This is a genomic window from Qipengyuania algicola (assembly GCF_042492175.1).
In the GTDB taxonomy this organism is placed as follows: Bacteria; Pseudomonadota; Alphaproteobacteria; order Sphingomonadales; family Sphingomonadaceae; genus CAJXSN01.
The window spans coordinates 77,066-92,372 of sequence record NZ_CP170453.1; the positions used below are offsets into that span (position 1 = coordinate 77,066).

11 protein-coding genes and 1 tRNA gene are annotated in these 15,307 nt (G+C 61.9%); 3 read left to right on the forward strand and 9 right to left on the reverse strand.

Translation table 11 applies throughout. From position 1 onward, the window contains the following. Positions 1 to 182 precede the first annotated feature (182 nt). From ACFCW2_RS00410 to ACFCW2_RS00425, 4 genes are all read right to left on the reverse strand, one after another. Positions 183 to 1,034, reverse strand: a complete 852-nt coding sequence (locus ACFCW2_RS00410) for a CDP-alcohol phosphatidyltransferase family protein (RefSeq protein WP_379547340.1) — start codon at positions 1,032 to 1,034, stop codon at positions 183 to 185. Positions 1,035 to 1,056: 22 nt separating this feature from the next. After that, on the reverse strand, positions 1,057 to 1,806 hold the full coding sequence (locus ACFCW2_RS00415; RefSeq protein ID WP_379547341.1) for a phosphatidylserine decarboxylase: 750 nt from the start codon (positions 1,804 to 1,806) through the stop codon (positions 1,057 to 1,059). A gap of 91 nt (positions 1,807 to 1,897) precedes the next feature. Continuing rightward, on the reverse strand, positions 1,898 to 3,025 hold the full coding sequence (locus ACFCW2_RS00420; protein WP_379547342.1) for a beta-ketoacyl-ACP synthase III: 1,128 nt from the start codon (positions 3,023 to 3,025) through the stop codon (positions 1,898 to 1,900). A gap of 139 nt (positions 3,026 to 3,164) precedes the next feature. After that, positions 3,165 to 5,705, reverse strand: coding sequence for a TonB-dependent receptor (locus ACFCW2_RS00425; RefSeq protein ID WP_379547343.1), 2,541 nt, complete (start codon positions 5,703 to 5,705; stop codon positions 3,165 to 3,167). A gap of 308 nt (positions 5,706 to 6,013) precedes the next feature. Between ACFCW2_RS00425 and ACFCW2_RS00430 the strand changes: the two genes are divergently transcribed. Then, entirely contained in the window at positions 6,014 to 7,921 is a 1,908-nt protein-coding gene (locus ACFCW2_RS00430; RefSeq protein WP_379547344.1) for a beta-galactosidase, read from the forward strand. Between the two features lie 5 nt (positions 7,922 to 7,926). Here ACFCW2_RS00430 and ACFCW2_RS00435 read toward each other — a convergent pair. Continuing rightward, positions 7,927 to 8,012: transfer RNA gene (locus ACFCW2_RS00435), tRNA-Tyr, on the reverse strand. Between the two features lie 157 nt (positions 8,013 to 8,169). On the opposite strand from ACFCW2_RS00435, the gene rlmB reads away from it, so the two are divergent. Both rlmB and ACFCW2_RS00445 read left to right on the forward strand, forming a co-directional pair. After that, positions 8,170 to 8,955, forward strand: coding sequence for a 23S rRNA (guanosine(2251)-2'-O)-methyltransferase RlmB (rlmB, locus tag ACFCW2_RS00440; RefSeq protein ID WP_379547345.1), 786 nt, complete (start codon positions 8,170 to 8,172; stop codon positions 8,953 to 8,955). A gap of 15 nt (positions 8,956 to 8,970) precedes the next feature. Then, positions 8,971 to 9,885, forward strand: coding sequence for a hypothetical protein (locus tag ACFCW2_RS00445; RefSeq protein ID WP_379547346.1), 915 nt, complete (start codon positions 8,971 to 8,973; stop codon positions 9,883 to 9,885). Between the two features lie 161 nt (positions 9,886 to 10,046). Here the strand turns inward: ACFCW2_RS00445 and ACFCW2_RS00450 are convergent, their stop codons facing one another. The 4 genes from ACFCW2_RS00450 to ACFCW2_RS00465 form a co-directional block, all read right to left on the reverse strand. Further along, a complete protein-coding gene (locus ACFCW2_RS00450; RefSeq protein ID WP_379547348.1) occupies positions 10,047 to 10,319 on the reverse strand; it encodes an HU family DNA-binding protein in 273 nt (90 codons plus the stop codon). Between the two features lie 166 nt (positions 10,320 to 10,485). Then, positions 10,486 to 12,876, reverse strand: coding sequence for an endopeptidase La (gene lon / locus ACFCW2_RS00455; protein WP_379547350.1), 2,391 nt, complete (start codon positions 12,874 to 12,876; stop codon positions 10,486 to 10,488). A gap of 132 nt (positions 12,877 to 13,008) precedes the next feature. Continuing rightward, complete coding sequence (locus tag ACFCW2_RS00460; protein ID WP_379547352.1) at positions 13,009 to 13,350, reverse strand: YbaB/EbfC family nucleoid-associated protein; 342 nt, start codon at positions 13,348 to 13,350, stop codon at positions 13,009 to 13,011. A gap of 1 nt (position 13,351) precedes the next feature. Beyond that, positions 13,352 to 15,178, reverse strand: a complete 1,827-nt coding sequence (locus ACFCW2_RS00465; protein ID WP_379547353.1) for a DNA polymerase III subunit gamma/tau — start codon at positions 15,176 to 15,178, stop codon at positions 13,352 to 13,354. Positions 15,179 to 15,307: the final 129 nt, after the last annotated feature.

The window sequence follows — 15,307 nt, forward strand, 5'->3', positions numbered from 1 at the left end:
ACAGGCTTGTGCAGTTTGAAGAGACCGAGAAATGATGATTACGATTGCCCTGTTCGCCATTTTCGCCGCTGCCTTTGGTGCAAGCGTGCTTTCGCTGGCCGACACGCTGGTGCGTGGCCGCAACGCTTATGCTGGTTTGAAGGCTGAACAGGTCAAGACGCAGCGGCCGGTGCCCTGCCGGGTTATTCGTCCGGCGTCGTTCCGTCAGAACCCGCAAGGCGGGTCGGCCCCTTCGCTGAAGTTTGCCGCTTGATCCGCGCATATTTCAGCCACGCATAGGGCATCAGGGCCAGATAGCCGACGCTGATAACGGCGAGAGTCCACCAGGGCTCCACCAGCAATGCGGCAAACAGGATGCCGACAAACAGGATCAGCTCCAGACGCACATTGCGCCGTGGCCTGATCGACATCCAGCTGAGCGTTGCGGTGTTGGAAATCATGAAGAACGCGATCACCGTCATCCACGGGCCGGCCACCCACGGGTCGCGGAGCCACTCCCAACCCCCGGCCAGCCAGAGATAAATCGGCAGAAACGCCAGCCCCGCCCCGACAGGCGCGGGAATGCCGGTGAGGAAGCCAGCCGATTTGTGCGGCTGATGATCGACATCGATCTGGGCGTTGAACCGCGCAAGGCGCAGGGCGCACGCCACTGCGAAAGCGAGCGAGGCAAACCACCCGAGATTGGGCACCGCCTGCAGCGACCAAAGATAGAGAATAATCGCCGGAGCCATCCCGAAGGACAGCGAATCGGCCAGACTGTCCAGTTCCGCCCCAAAGCGCGATTGCGCCTTGAGCATCCGCGCGACGCGGCCATCCATCCCGTCCAGAACACCGGCCAGAACGATGGCGAGCAAGGCTTCGCGCCAATCGCCCGTTATCGCGAACCGGATGCCGGTCAGCCCGGAACACAGCGCGGCCGCAGTGATGGCATTGGGCAGAACCGCACGCAGCCTCAGCCCCCCGCCCTGAGGACCGATCGGCTTCTCGTCCTCATCGGCCTTGGGGCCCATGCGTTCGGGTTGCTGTCCGCTCAATGTCGTTCCTTCCCGCAGCCCATCACTGGGCAATGCCTTCCAGCAACTTCGTCTGGCCGAGCGTTGCCAGAACCGTCTCGCCGGCAATGGTCTTCTGCCCCATGATAACCTGCGGTTCGGTCCCTGCGGGAAGGTAGATGTCGACCCGGCTCCCGAAGCGGATCAGTCCAACCCGCTGCCCTACAGCCACGGTATCGCCCTGTTTCACAAACGGCACGATACGGCGCGCCACCAGACCGGCGATCTGGGTGAAGCCGACCGTCACGCCATCGGCGCGGCGCACCAAAATATGCTGCCGCTCGTTTTCTTCGCTCGCCTTGTCCAGATCGGCATTCACGAATTTGCCCGGCACATAGACCAGACGCGTCAACATGCCGGTGATCGGCGCGCGGTTGATGTGCACATCAAAGACCGACATGAAAATGGATATCCGGGTGACCGGCGCGGCGGGCAATCCCGGCGTGCCGTCCGCATCCGCGCCCTGCATATCGAGCGGCGGGTCGACAACGCGGATCATGGAGACGACACCGTCTGCCGGCGAAACAATCGCGCTCTCATCCTGCGGAACAATTCGCTCCGGATCGCGGAAAAACGCCAGCACCCCCAGCGTTAGAAATGCCAGCGGCCACGCGATGGTCTCCCACGCCATGAATGCCGTGAGCAATGCAAACCCGGCAACGGCGACGCCATATTTGCGGCCTTCGGGGTGGATTGCGGGCCATTCCCAGCCCCCGTCGCCCCGGCCTTTATTATCTAGCAGGTCACCTGACATGTCTTGGCATCTAGTGGCCTGCCCCTGTGCCCACAAGGGAAACCACGCGGCAAGGCTGTGGGGGAATGGCCAACCGCGTGATAATTATGGCCTATGCTTTGCGCACGAAGACGGTGCCGGCCGAGTAGCCCGCGCCGAAACTGCAGATCAGCCCGGTATCGCCGCCAGCCAGATCTTCGCTGTGTTTGTGGAAAGCGATAATCGACCCCGCGCTCGACGTATTGCCATAGGTGTCCAGAACAGTCGGGCTTTCATCGTCGTTCGCCTCGTGCCCCAGCACGCGCTGGGCAATCAGGCGGTTCATCCCGGCATTGGCCTGATGCAGCCACAAACGGCGCAGTTGCTGCGGATCGAGCGACAGGCGCTCGGCTTCCTCCAGGATCATGGTCGCGACCATCGGCACCACTTCTTTGAAGACCTTGCGGCCCTCTTGCACGAACAGCTTGTCCGGCTCGCCCGCCGTTTCCGGATGGGCCCGGTTGAGGAATCCGAAATTGTTACGGATATTGTTGGAATACAGCGTCTTGAGCCGCGTTCCGAGAATTTTCCAATGGTCGTCCGGCGCGATGGACAGGTCCTCCACCAGCACCGCCGTTGCCACATCGCCGAAGATGAAATGGCTGTCCCGGTCGCGCCAGTTCAGGTGTCCCGACGTAATCTCGGGGCTGACCACCAGCACGCTTTTCGCATTACCGGCACGAATATAATCGGCGGCGGTCTGGATACCGAAAGTGGCGGAGGAGCACGCAACATTCATATCGAAGGCAAAGCCATCGATTCCCAGCGCCTGCTGGATCTCGATCGCCATCGCCGGATAGGCCCGTTCCATATTGGAGGCAGCGCACAGCACCGCATCTATATCTTCCGCTTTGCGCCCGGCGGCGTCCATCGCCTGGCGCGCGGCCGCGACGCCGATCTCGGCCATCAGCGACATCTCGTCATTGCCGCGCTGCTCCCACCGGGGAGACATAATGTCGGGATCGAGGATCGGTTCTTTCGCCATCACATGGCGCGCCTTGATCCCGCTCGCCTTCTCGATGAACTCGACCGAGCTGGGCGCCAGAGCTTCGGCCTCGCCCGCTGCGATTTCGTCTGCAAAGCGCGCATTGTGGCGCTCTACAAATTCGTTGAAGCTTGCGACCAGCTCTTCATTGCTGATGCTTTCTTCAGGGGTGAAGAGGCCGGTGGCCGAAATTACGGGTTGGTGCTGATCTGTCATGCGGGGCTGAATAAGCCCGCGAGGCTGCGCTCACAAGTCACCAATGCGTGTCGGACGAGACCCAATGGCGAAGGCCACAAACGACAACGGCCGCCCGAGCTCTCGCCCGGGCGGCCGCTACCGTGTGGTTTGTGGAACCTTAGAACTTGGTCCGCACCGTCACGCCGTAGGAGCGCGGCTCCTGGATGAAGGCCGAACGCGAGCCCGAACGGAGCACCGTGTTGAAGGTAACAGCCCGGGTGATCTCGTTGGTCAGATTGTTGACGAACCCTTCGATTGTCCAGCGATCATCCTGCGAACCGATACCGGCGCGCATATTGATCTTCACATTGCTGTCCTGAACATCGAACGGAACCAGGATACGAGCGGCCGGATCAGCCGGATCGAATGCCTGTGTCGACGTACGACGATCCGATTCCATCCGAACCTGACCACCGATGAACCAATCGAGGTTGGTACCCAGATCACGCTCGTAAGTCGCACCGACGATGCCGACAATGTCGGGCGCGTTGGTCAGCGAGTTGCCGCACAGGTTCGTGACATTGTTGGCCGTGAGCGTACCCGCGCAATCGCTCGGATAGCGGGCGTTCATGACCGTCAGCGCGGCATTGAGTGTCAGGCTGTCGGTCGGACGAACGACACTCTCAACTTCCACACCGGTCGTCTTCGCCTTGGGCACGTTGAAGGTCTGGAACTGCGCGCCGGTGAATTCGAGAACCTGGAAGTTCGTGAATTCCTGATGGAACGCAGCAATGTTCAGCGTGACATCGCCGTTAAAGAACCGGCCCTTCATACCGATTTCATATGCGTCCACCTCTTCCGAAGCGAACCGGGGATCGGCCCCGCCCGCAGCGGCGGTGGAGTCGAGGTTGAAACCGCCCGATTTGTAGCCGTGCGTAAAGCTGGCGTAGACGTTCACCGGATCGATGAACGAGTAGCTCAGCTTACCGGTGTAGATCAGCTCCGAATCGTCGAAAGTGGAGTTGAACGTCCGGGGCAGCGGGAACACCGCCGCAGCGGGCAGATCAGCCGGTGCGGTAAAGGCGAAACAACCGGTTCCGAACACGGTGGGGATGAATGCCCCCGGAACGTTCCCTGCACCGATAGAGCCGAGCACTGCCGGACAGATCTGGTTGCTGTTGTTGCCCTGCGCGAAGGCACCGTCTTTGCTTTCATCCGAATAACGCAGGCCGATCGTCAGCGCGAGGCTGTCGGTGATGTCCAGCGTGTTGTGGGTGAACACCGACCAGCTCTTGCTGTCCTGCGAATACAGGTTGGTGTTGGTCGTTCCGGCAGGATCGACACCGCCGGTCAGAGTGGAGAGTGGGTTCGCACCCAGCCCCAGCCCTGCTGGCGGCGGGAACAGGCTGGCACCGCCGGTCGCACCGGCGAACAGTGCACCGATCAGCTCACCATAATCCTGTCCGAGCGCGAAGCTGACCGACTGGCTGATATCTTCCGTGGAGTAGTAGCCACCGATCAGCCACGAAAGGCGGCCTCCCCATGCATCGCCCTGAAGGCGCAATTCGTGGGTCATCGTCTCGATTGAAGTATTGTTCGCAGTGACGTCGAACACATCAATGCCGGAAAAGTCGGAATCATACGCTTCGAATGCGTCGAATTCACGATAGGAACCGATATAAATCAGGTCGGCAGCGGCGCCGAGCGGGATTTCCAGTTCCCCGGTGATACCCCACTGTTCGGAATTTGTGATCGGCTCGAAATTGGCCGTTGCAATACGGTCATCCACCGCGCGCTGGGCGTTCACATTGTCGAAGGGACTGGTCGCAACATTCGGTGCGGCCATACCGCCACGCGCGCCGAGACCGACGGCCCCGAACAGACCGGCGCCTTCAATCGGGGACTGCAGCACTTCGAGCGCTGCGCCAAACGGTGCCTTCGATTCAGAATAATCGCCGATGATACGGCCCGAAATGCCGCTGTCGGTTTCCCAGCCGATCTGGCCACGCACGAGATACTGATCGACCCCGTTCGATTCGCCGACTTGGTTGCCAGCGGCATTGAGGATGCTGACATATCCATCACGTTCGCGGTAGGCACCGGTCAGGCGCACGGCGACCGTGTCCTGAACCACAGGCACGTTGACCGCGCCCTGCACACTCAACAGGTCACGATTGCCGTATGTTGCGTTGGCGAAACCGCCGAACTCGGAAAGATCGGGGCGCACATTGGTGATGTTCAGAGCACCAGCAGAGGTGTTGCGTCCGAACAGGGTGCCTTGCGGGCCACGCAGGACTTCCACCCGCTCCACATCGACAAATTCGGAAAGCGCGACACCGGGACGCGACTGATAGGCACCGTCAACGAAGATACCCACGGCGCTTTCAAAACCGATATTGTTCGAGGTGGTCCCGATCCCGCGGATACGCAGCACGACCGAACCGGACGCTGTCTGGGCGTTCGAGGTCGAGAAGCTCGGCGAAACTTGCGTGATGTTGGTCACGTCGACAACGCCCTGACGATCCAGCGCCGCACCGGATACGGCGGTCACAGCGATCGGAATGTCCTGCACATCCTCGGCGCGGCGGGTTGCCGTCACGATGATTACGTTGGGATCGACCTGTGCATCGGCACCATCGGCGGCCTCTTGAGCCATCGCGGGGGTTGCTGCGAGGGCGCAGGCGACCAGGGCCGTGCCCGACAAAAGGACGTGCTTCATAGATTTCCTCTCCATCAACGCCGGGTTTGTCCGGCATCTTATGTGACGCACCCGTTTGCCGGGTGTCGTGGACCCTTGCGTATGCGCGGTGATTTCCCGGCGGACAAGCAACAGGCGGGGCAAAACCCCATCAATTTGGCCAGCGTTGCTGTTTTGCATCACCCCGCGCAAGGTTCGTGCGTGAGCCTGCGATGGCAATGTTACCATCAATCAGAGCGTAAGGACTATCACTCGAATTGGCATAGCCGCTTGTCGCACCGCCGCCTTTTTGCAACGGGCGGTGGGGCCAGCAGATGGGGAGTGGAAATATGCAGTTGGGCGTTTGCTATTATCCGGAGCATTGGCCGGAAGAACGCTGGGCCACGGATGCTGCAATGATGCGCGCGGCCGGCATCTCTCGCGTGCGGATTGGCGAATTTGCATGGAGCCGGATCGAACCGGAGCGCGGTGTCTTCGACTGGGGCTGGCTCGACCGGGCCATCGAGACGCTCCACCGCGAAGGGCTGGAGATCATTCTGGGCACGCCGACCGCGACGCCGCCCAAATGGCTGGTCGACATCATGCCCGATATGGTCGCACTGGACCGGGATGGTGCCCCCCGCCGCTTCGGATCGCGGCGGCATTACTGCTTCAGCCACGCAGGCTACCGCGTAGAAGCCGCGCGCATCACCCGCGCGGTGGCAGAGAAATATGGCCGCCACGATGCCGTCACCGCTTGGCAGACGGACAATGAATATGGCTGCCATGATACCGTGCAGAGTTTCTCGGCAGCAGCGCGCGATGCGTTTCGCGAGTGGCTGGCCAGCCGGTATGGCGACATCGGCGCGCTCAATACCGCGTGGGGCAATGTGTTCTGGAGCATGGAGTATCGCAGCTTCGGGGAAATCGACCTCCCCAACCTGACCGTGACCGAGGCCAACCCGGCGCATTGGCTGGCCTTCCGCCGGTTCTCCTCCGATCAGGTCGTGTCGTTCAACCGGGCGCAAGTCGACATTTTGCGCGAAGCCTCGCCGGGCCGCGATATCCTGCACAATGCGATGGGGTTCTACACCGGCTACGACCATTTCGATCTGGCGCAGGATCTCGATTGTCTTGGCTGGGATTCCTATCCGCTCGGCTTTCTGGAAACTTTCCGGTTCAGCGAGCATGACAAGCATCGCTACGCCCGCACCGGACACCCCGATATCGCCGCGTTTCACCATGACCTCTATCGTGGATGTGCCAAAGACGGGCGGTGGTGCGTGCTCGAACAGCAACCCGGCCCGGTGAACTGGGCCCGGCACAATCCGGCGCCCCTGCCTGGCATGGTCAATCTCTGGACGGCAGAGGCAGCGGCGCATGGCGCGGAGCTGGTCAGCTATTTCCGCTGGCGTCAGGCTCCGTTTGCGCAGGAACAGATGCACGCCGGCTTGCTGCGCCCCGATGGCGAGCCTGCACCGGCCTTAAGCGAAATATCGGGCATGTTGGGCAGCCTGCCCTCCCCTGACAAAACCGGCCCGCGCGAAAAGCATGCCGTCATACTGTTCGACTACGCTGCCGAATGGATGACGCAAATCCAGCCGCAGGGTGAAGGATTGTCTGCACTGTGGGCCGCCTTCTCCTGTTACGAAGCGCTGCGCACGCTGGGCCTGAACGTGGACTTTGCCCGTTCTGGCGCCGAACTCGAAAGTTATGCTCTTGTAGTCATACCCTGCCTGCCAATCGTGTCCGACGCGGCGGCCTCTTCGCTAAACGCATTTGCAGGACAGATCGTGGTCGGACCGCGCACCGGCAGCCGCGACACCGATTTCCGCATTCCCGACAGCCTGGCCCCCGGCCCCTTGCACGATCTGCTCGGCCTGACCGTAACCAAGAGCGAAAGCCTGCGCCCCGGCCTCACCCATGAGGGCGACGGCTGGGAAATCGCGCGCTGGCTCGATCATGTCGAAGGCAGCGCCGAGGCGGAACTGGTGGCCAAAGACGGCACGGTCGCCTGCTGGAAGCACGGACGAGCCCGCACTTGCGCCACATGGCCCGAAGGCAAAATCATCAAACAAATCATCGGCTTGGCTGCTAAAGATGCGGAATTGCCGGTGCATCCAATGCCCGAAGGCCTGCGCCGCGTGAGCTTTGGCAAAGGCAGCTACTGGTTCAACTACGGACCCGAAGCAAACATCGCAAAAGCTCGGGAAATCAGCCCTGCACGCTGGGTTTACGAGCCTGATTCGAAGGAATGAGGCGGTGGTGGACAGGATAGGATTCGAACCTATGTACGCTTGCGCGGGCAGATTTACAGTCTGCTGCCTTTAACCACTCGGCCACCTGTCCACATCGCCTGCCCGGTCACAAGACCGGCCTGAAAATTGGTGGCTTGAGAAGCCACGCTGCGTGCCGAGAGGCGCCCCAATGGCGAAGCGGTGCTTGCCTGTCAATGGGGCCGCTGGCAGGGCAGCCCAAAGGTTTCAGTAAAGGGTGATTTCACGCGATGGCCAAGGGCGAACGCAAACGGGCATATAGAGGCCGCGCAGGCCGGATGCAGGGGGGGCGTGGCAGCGGCAAGGCTTCGGGCGGCAATGTGCGTCTCTGGGGCCGCCATGCGGTGGAGGCTGCGCTGAAGAATCCCGACCGTGTCCACCGCAAATTATGGGCAACGCGCGAGGGCGTGGCCTCGCTCGACGGGGAATTGCCGCATGATTTCACGGTGGAATATGCCGATGGCCACGATCTCGCGCGGCTGGTTGCAGGTGATGCGCCGCATCAGGGGCTGGTGCTGGAATGCGCGCCGCTGGCCGATCAATTCCTGAAAGACGTGATCGACGGGTCGGGCCGCCCCATCGTGGTCCTCGATCAAGTGACCGATCCGCACAATGTCGGCGCGATCCTGCGCTCCGCCGCCGCATTCGACGCGGCGGCCATCGTGACGCAGGACCGCCACGCTCCGCCGGAATCGGGGGTGGTGGCGAAATCGGCCTCGGGCGCGCTCGAAACCGTGCCCTGGGTCCGGGTGGTCAATCTGGCCCGGGCGCTGGAAGAACTGGCCGAGCATGATTTCTGGCGTATCGGGCTGGCGGGCGAAGCCGAGACGACCCTTGGCGAGGCTCTGCCAGCAGGCCCGGTCGCTCTGGTTCTGGGGGCGGAGGGAGCCGGAATGAGGGCCAATATCGCTTCGCATTGCGACGCGCTGGCATCGCTGCCGATTTCCGATGCGATAGAAAGTCTCAATGTCTCGAACGCGGCTGCGATTTCGCTCTACGCCATTGCCACACGATAAAATCCAACGGGGATAATGATGGAACTCTTTAAAAAGCCGGCAGCCTTGCGCGCCCTGTCCGCCTGCGGTGCCCTGCTGCTTCTCACCGGCTGCTTCCTGCAACCGGGAAAGTTCGACGCCGAGCTGACCGTCGAACGCGGGGGCACGTTCGGTTACCGTTATGATGGAGAGATCTATCTGCTTGGTCTCAGCAAGCTGGCCGAGCTGGGGCAGCGCATGGAAAACTCCGACGCCGAGTTTGTCGAGCAGCCCTGCTATGATGACGGTCTGGAAGAAGATGCCTTTGAAGAGCGCCCCTGCACCGAAGACGAGATCGCGACCCAGAAACGCGATTACGAAGACGAGCTGAAGAGCAAGGCGGAAGAGCAAGAGCGCGAAACCGAGATGATGAAGGCCATGCTCGGCGGTCTGGACCCGACCGATCCCGATGCAGCGGAGGAGCTGGTCGCCCGGCTGGAACGGCAGGTGGGCTGGAACAGTGTGGAATATGCCGGCGATGGCCTGTTCAACATCAGCTTCGCGATCCGCGGACGGCTAAGCCACGACTTCGTTTTCCCCACCATGGAGCGCGTGCCGATGGCCAATCACTTCGTCCAGCTCGCCCTGCGCGAGGGGCAGAAAGTGCGGATGGATGCACCCGCTTTCGCCGCGAGCAGTTCGGACGATCCCTTCAGCAGCATGATGGGCGGCATGACCGGGATGTTCGGCGCGATCATGGCCGCCAGCGGTGATAACGGAGAGGACGAGGACATTCCCCTGTTCCCCGAGCTCGACGGTACCTTCCGTCTGGTCACCGATGCGCGCATTCTGGCGAACAACACGGATGAGGGGCCGGAAATGATCGACGGCCGCGAAGTGCTGACGTGGACGATTAACAAACGGACCAAGATCGCACCGACGGCACTGATCGACTATTCGCCAGCCAGCTAGCGCGCAGTGCCAGCTCGCCGGACGCCCCGCCCGGCTCGGCTTGGCTCGGCCCGGCAAAAACATGAACGGCAAAAAGAAGCCCCGCCGATCATCACGATGGGCGGGGCTTCTTTGTTGGCTGAAGCGTCAAACCGACACTGCGGCCTCGCGAGTGGCGCGTCCTAGTTGACGGCGTCCTTCAGGCCTTTGCCGGCCTTGAACTTGGGCTGGTTCGACGCCTTGATGGTCATCGGTTCGCCCGTGCGAGGATTGCGACCCGTGGATGCTTTGCGCTTTGCCACGGAAAAAGTGCCGAACCCTACCAGCCGGACCTCATCCCCGCTCGACAGCGTTTTGGTGATGGTGTCGAAAACACCCTCAACCGCGCTCGCTGCATCGCTTTTGGAAAGGCCGCTAGCATCGGCAACTGCGCCGATCAGTTCGTTCTTATTCATTGATAGTTCCCCCGGTGAAACAAAAGGTAGAATCGCTAACGAAGGGACGTATCACACTCTTTTTTGCCCGCCCTGTCAAAGACAAATCCGGCCAAATTGCGTGCGTTACGCAGCGTTAACCATGTTGCAATGCACAACTTGGCCTCTTCCCTGCGGAGTTGGTCGGTCAGTGCGCGACCCGCCCCGTGTCGGCTGGCGAAGCGGACGGTGGCTGCGAAGCCAGATCGTCAGCTTCGGTCCACTCGATCGGAGCAGGCATCTGGACAAGCGCGCGTTCCAGCACCTCGTCGACATGGGAAACCGGCACGATTGCAAGACCTTGCGTGATCTTGTCCGGAATTTCGGCGAGGTCTTTCACATTGTCTTCGGGGATTAGAACCGTTTTGATCCCGCCCCTCAGCGCCGCGAGCAATTTCTCCTTCAGACCGCCGATTGCCAGCACACGTCCGCGCAGCGTGACTTCGCCGGTCATGGCAACATCGGGCCGGACCGCAACGCCGGACAGGGTCGACACAATCGAGGTCACCATGCCTACACCAGCACTCGGCCCGTCCTTGGGCACGGCGCCTTCGGGCAAGTGGATATGCACATTCTTGCGCTGGAACAGGCTCGGTTTGATTCCATAAGCGGGAGCGCGGGCCTTCACGAAGCTGAATGCTGCGGCGACGCTTTCGTTCATCACTTCACCCAGTTTCCCGGTGGTCTTCACTTCGCCTTTGCCAGGGGTCGTGACGCTTTCGATGGTGAGCAATTCGCCGCCAACCTCGGTCCAGGCAAGGCCGGTGACCGCGCCGATCTGCGCTTCCTCCTCGCCCATCCCGTGCTTGAACTTGCGCACCCCGGCAAAGTCGGAGAGGTTCTCGGTCGTAACGGTGACGCTGTCGCCCTCGCCTTCCAGAATCTTGCGCAAGCTCTTGCGGCACAATTTGGCAATCTCGCGCTCCAGCGTCCGCACACCGGCCTCGCGGGTGTAAAAGCGGATCAGGTCGCGCAGCGCGTCCACTTCCAGCGCAAATTCCTCGGGCTTCAGACCATGCGCCTCGATCTGCTTTTGCAGCAGATGGCGGGTGGCAATCTCGACCTTCTCGTCTTCGGTGTAGCCTTCCAGCCGGATGATCTCCATCCGGTCCAACAAGGGCTGCGGCAGATTGAGCGTATTCGCCGTGCAGACGAACATCACGTCCGACAGATCGAGGTCCAGCTCCAGATAGTGGTCCTGGAATTTGGAGTTCTGCTCCGGGTCGAGAACTTCCAGCAGAGCAGAAGCGGGATCGCCGCGATAATCCTGTCCCAGCTTGTCGATCTCGTCGAGCAGGAACAGCGGATTGGATTTGCCCGCCTTTTTCAAATTGGTGACAATCTTGCCCGGCAGCGAGCCGATATAGGTCCGCCGGTGGCCGCGGATTTCCGCCTCGTCACGCACGCCGCCCAGGGACTGGCGCACGAATTCGCGGCCGGTCGCGCGGGCAATCGATTTGCCGAGGCTGGTCTTGCCCACACCCGGCGGGCCCACGAGACACAGGATCGGGCCCTTCAACTTGTTGGTCCGCGCCTGCACCGCCAGATATTCGACAATCCGGTCCTTGACCTTCTCCAGAGCGAAGTGATCGGCATCCAGCACCTTCTGCGCCTCGCCAATGTCCTTCTTCAGCTTTGATTTCTTGCCCCAAGGCAGGCCCAGCAGCACGTCCAGATAATTGCGGATCACCGTCGCTTCAGCGCTCATCGGCTGCATGGCTTTCAGCTTCTTGAACTCCGCCTCTGCCTTGGTGCGCGCTTCCTTGGAGAGCTTGGTTTCCTCGATGGTCTTGCCAAGGGCAGCCATCTCGTCGCCTTCTTCGCCCTCGCCGCCCAGCTCGTTCTGGATCGCCTTCATCTGCTCGTTGAGATAATATTCGCGCTGCGTCTTCTCCATCTGACGCTTCACGCGCCCGCGAATCTTCTTCTCGACCTGAAGGACCGACAATTCGCCCTCCATATGGCTCATCACCATTTCAAGACGCTTGCGCGGGTCGGGCTCGGTCAGCAGCGCCTGCTTGTCGGCAACCTTCGCACTGATCGCGGCGGCGATGGCATCGGCCAGCTCACCCGCATCTTCGATATCGCCGAGGTCCTCGTCCGCGCCGTCGCCCATCTTCTTGTTGAGCCGCGCATATTCGCCGAATTGCTTGGTCACGCTGCGCATCATCGCGGTGATTTCGGTGCCGGAGACCGAGCGATCCTCGATCATATCAACCTCGGCGACGACCATCGCGCCTTCCGCCCGCAGCGCTCGGGTCGAGGCGCGTTGCTGCCCTTCCACCATCACGCGGACGGTGCCGTCAGGCAGTTTCAGCATCTGCAAAACCTGCGCCACGACGCCGGTGTCGTAGAGATCGTCAGCACCGGGATCCTCGCAGCCGGGGTCCAGCTGTGCGAGCAGGAAAATGTCCTTGTCCCCCTCCATCGCCGCCTCCAGCGCAGCGACCGATTTGTCGCGCCCGACAAACAGGGGCACCACCATTCCGGGGAAAACGACAATGTCGCGCAGGGGCAGGAGCGGATAAAGCTGGGTCATGTGGTCTCGCTATTGCGCGCGCTGCCGGACGCGGCCTCGCGCTTTGTTACCGCAGATATGGGGAGCCTCACTCCGCCCCGCAACACTGTGCGCGGCCGAGGATAGTGGACGCCGCAACCGGGTAGAGTGGGCTTAGCCCATGCCGGGCAGGTTCATGCCGGGAGGCAGGCCCATGCCTTGCTGTGCCTTTTGCATTTCCTCGTTGGAAACCCGGTCCGCCTTGCCGCGTGCATCGTTGAACGCGGCGGTGACGAGGTCTTCCACCATCTGCTTTTCTTCCGGCTTCATCAGGCTTTCGTCGATGTTCACCGACAGGATGCGGCCTTTCGCGGTGCAGCGGATTTTGACGAGGCCGCCGCCGGACACACCCTCGACTTCGATGGAGTCGAGTTTGGCCTGCACGTCGTTCATCTGGTTCTGGATCGATTCGGCGGCCTTCTGGGCGGCGGCGATCATTTCTTCCATGGATTGCATATCATTGGCTCCAATTGGATTGTGCTTTGGGCGGAGCGTCGGGCTCCTCGAGTATCTGTGCATCGGGGAAGGCAGCAAAAGCAGCCACCACCATCGGATCGTTTTTGATACGCTCCTGCGCGGCGCGTTGTTCCGCCTCCAGCCGCTCATGCAGGCTGGGCGGCGCGTCGGCACCGGGGCGCTCTTCCACCTGCCAGCGCTTGCCTGTTGCGGCCAACAAAGCCTCGCGCAGTTCGGGCGAGATATCGTCAGTGAAATGCGGGGCGCGGGTGAACACCAGCTTCCCGTCGGTCATTTCAATCACCCGCACTTGCAGGCGCATGATGCTGGCCGCGAGTGCATAGCCCTTATGCTCGGCCCGCTCCGCCAGAGTGCCGAAATCGGGCAGTGCGGACTGCGAAGCAGCAGGAGCACCCTGCCCCGCCTCGCCAGACGGTGTCGTCGCCATCGCGGCAGAAGGCGCCGCTTTCGCAGCCTCCTCCAGCTTGCGCGCCAGCGTGCCGGGGTCAGGCATATCCGAGGCATGCAGCACTCGCAGCAGTGCCATTTGCGCGCTGACGAGCGGATCGGGCGCGGCTTTCACCTCGTCATACCCCTTCAGGAGCAATTGCCACAGCCGGTGAAGCTGGCCCGGTGAAAGGCGCTTCGACCATTCGGCCAGTGCCGCGCGTTCCTCAGCGCTCGGCGCATCGGGTTCCCCGTCGGCCAGCTGCGCCAGAGTGATGCGGTGCACCAGCCCCATAAGCGAGCGCATCAGCGCCAGCGGCTCCACGCCCAGCGCATATTGATCGTCGATTGCGGAAATCAGCCCTTTGGCATCGCCCTGCAGCATCGTGTCCAGCAGGCGCCGCTGAGCGCCTTTATCGGCCAGCCCCAGCATGTCGCGGACGCGCGCCGCCAGAACCTTCCCGCCATCGCCCATATCGGCATGGGCAATCGCCTGGTCGAGGATGGAGAGCCCGTCACGGGCGGACCCTTCGGCAGCAGCGGCGATCATCGCGATAGCCTCGTCCTCTGCCCCCACACCTTCCTGCGCGCAGACATAGGCAAAATGCTTGGCCAGCAAATCGGCTGGAATGCGCCGCAAATCGAACCGCTGGGTCCGGCTTAGCACGGTGACCGGCAGTTTCTCCGCTTCGGTGGTGGCGAACAGAAATTTCACATGCGCCGGCGGCTCTTCCAACGTCTTGAGCAGCGCGTTGAACGCATTGCGCGAAAGCATGTGGACTTCGTCGATGATGTAGATCTTGTAACGCGCGCTGACGGCGGCATAACGCACCGCCTCGATAATCTCGCGCACATCGTCCACGCCGGTGTGGCTGGCAGCATCCATCTCGATCACGTCGATATGTCGCCCCTCGGCGATGGCGACGCAGGGCTCGCACACGCCGCAAGACTCGATTGTTGGCCCGCCCTGCCCGTCCGGACCGATGCAATTCAGCGCCTTGGCGATGAGCCGTGCAGTGGAGGTCTTCCCGACCCCGCGCACACCGGTCATCAGGAAGGCGTGCGCCAGCCGGTCCCGCTCGATCGCATTGGCCAGCGTGCGGACCATCGGATCCTGCCCGATCAGCTCGCTGAAAGTTTGCGGGCGGTATTTGCGCGCGAGAACGCGATAGGGCGTGTTGCTCTTTTCGCGGGCCGCTGCTTGCGGCTCGATGGCCGCAGGTTTGGCGGTTTCGGCAGAAGTGCCAGCCACCGGCTCATCCACCGGCCCGCCAAACATCGAATCCTGCCCCGCAGCCTCCAGCTCCGCAGCCGTCGGCTTATCGTCCTCGTCAGGCTCGCCCCAAGGAGGCGTGTCGGAATTGTCCGGTGAATCACCCATGCATTCATAGGTAGGCTGCCTGCCGCCCAATGTCATGCTGGCAGAGCCAAGGATTCGCGATCTGAGGATAAAAAGGAGCCGAGCGAGGATCGCTTTACCGGCAGGGGCCCACGCCCCCTCCCAGCCACC

Bases quoted from the DNA above. Each gene is read 5' to 3' on its own strand.
- ACFCW2_RS00415 (WP_379547341.1), bottom strand. From the start codon at position 1,806: ATGTCAGGTGACCTGCTAGATAATAAAGGCCGGGGCGACGGGGGCTGG.
- ACFCW2_RS00420 (WP_379547342.1), bottom strand. From the start codon at position 3,025: ATGACAGATCAGCACCAACCCGTAATTTCGGCCACCGGCCTCTTCACC.
- ACFCW2_RS00425 (WP_379547343.1), bottom strand. From the start codon at position 5,705: ATGAAGCACGTCCTTTTGTCGGGCACGGCCCTGGTCGCCTGCGCCCTC.
- ACFCW2_RS00430 (WP_379547344.1), top strand. From the start codon at position 6,014: ATGCAGTTGGGCGTTTGCTATTATCCGGAGCATTGGCCGGAAGAACGC.
- rlmB (WP_379547345.1), top strand. From the start codon at position 8,170: ATGGCCAAGGGCGAACGCAAACGGGCATATAGAGGCCGCGCAGGCCGG.
- ACFCW2_RS00445 (WP_379547346.1), top strand. From the start codon at position 8,971: ATGATGGAACTCTTTAAAAAGCCGGCAGCCTTGCGCGCCCTGTCCGCC.
- ACFCW2_RS00450 (WP_379547348.1), bottom strand. From the start codon at position 10,319: ATGAATAAGAACGAACTGATCGGCGCAGTTGCCGATGCTAGCGGCCTT.
- lon (WP_379547350.1), bottom strand. From the start codon at position 12,876: ATGACCCAGCTTTATCCGCTCCTGCCCCTGCGCGACATTGTCGTTTTC.
- ACFCW2_RS00460 (WP_379547352.1), bottom strand. From the start codon at position 13,350: ATGCAATCCATGGAAGAAATGATCGCCGCCGCCCAGAAGGCCGCCGAA.
- ACFCW2_RS00465 (WP_379547353.1), bottom strand. From the start codon at position 15,178: ATGGGTGATTCACCGGACAATTCCGACACGCCTCCTTGGGGCGAGCCT.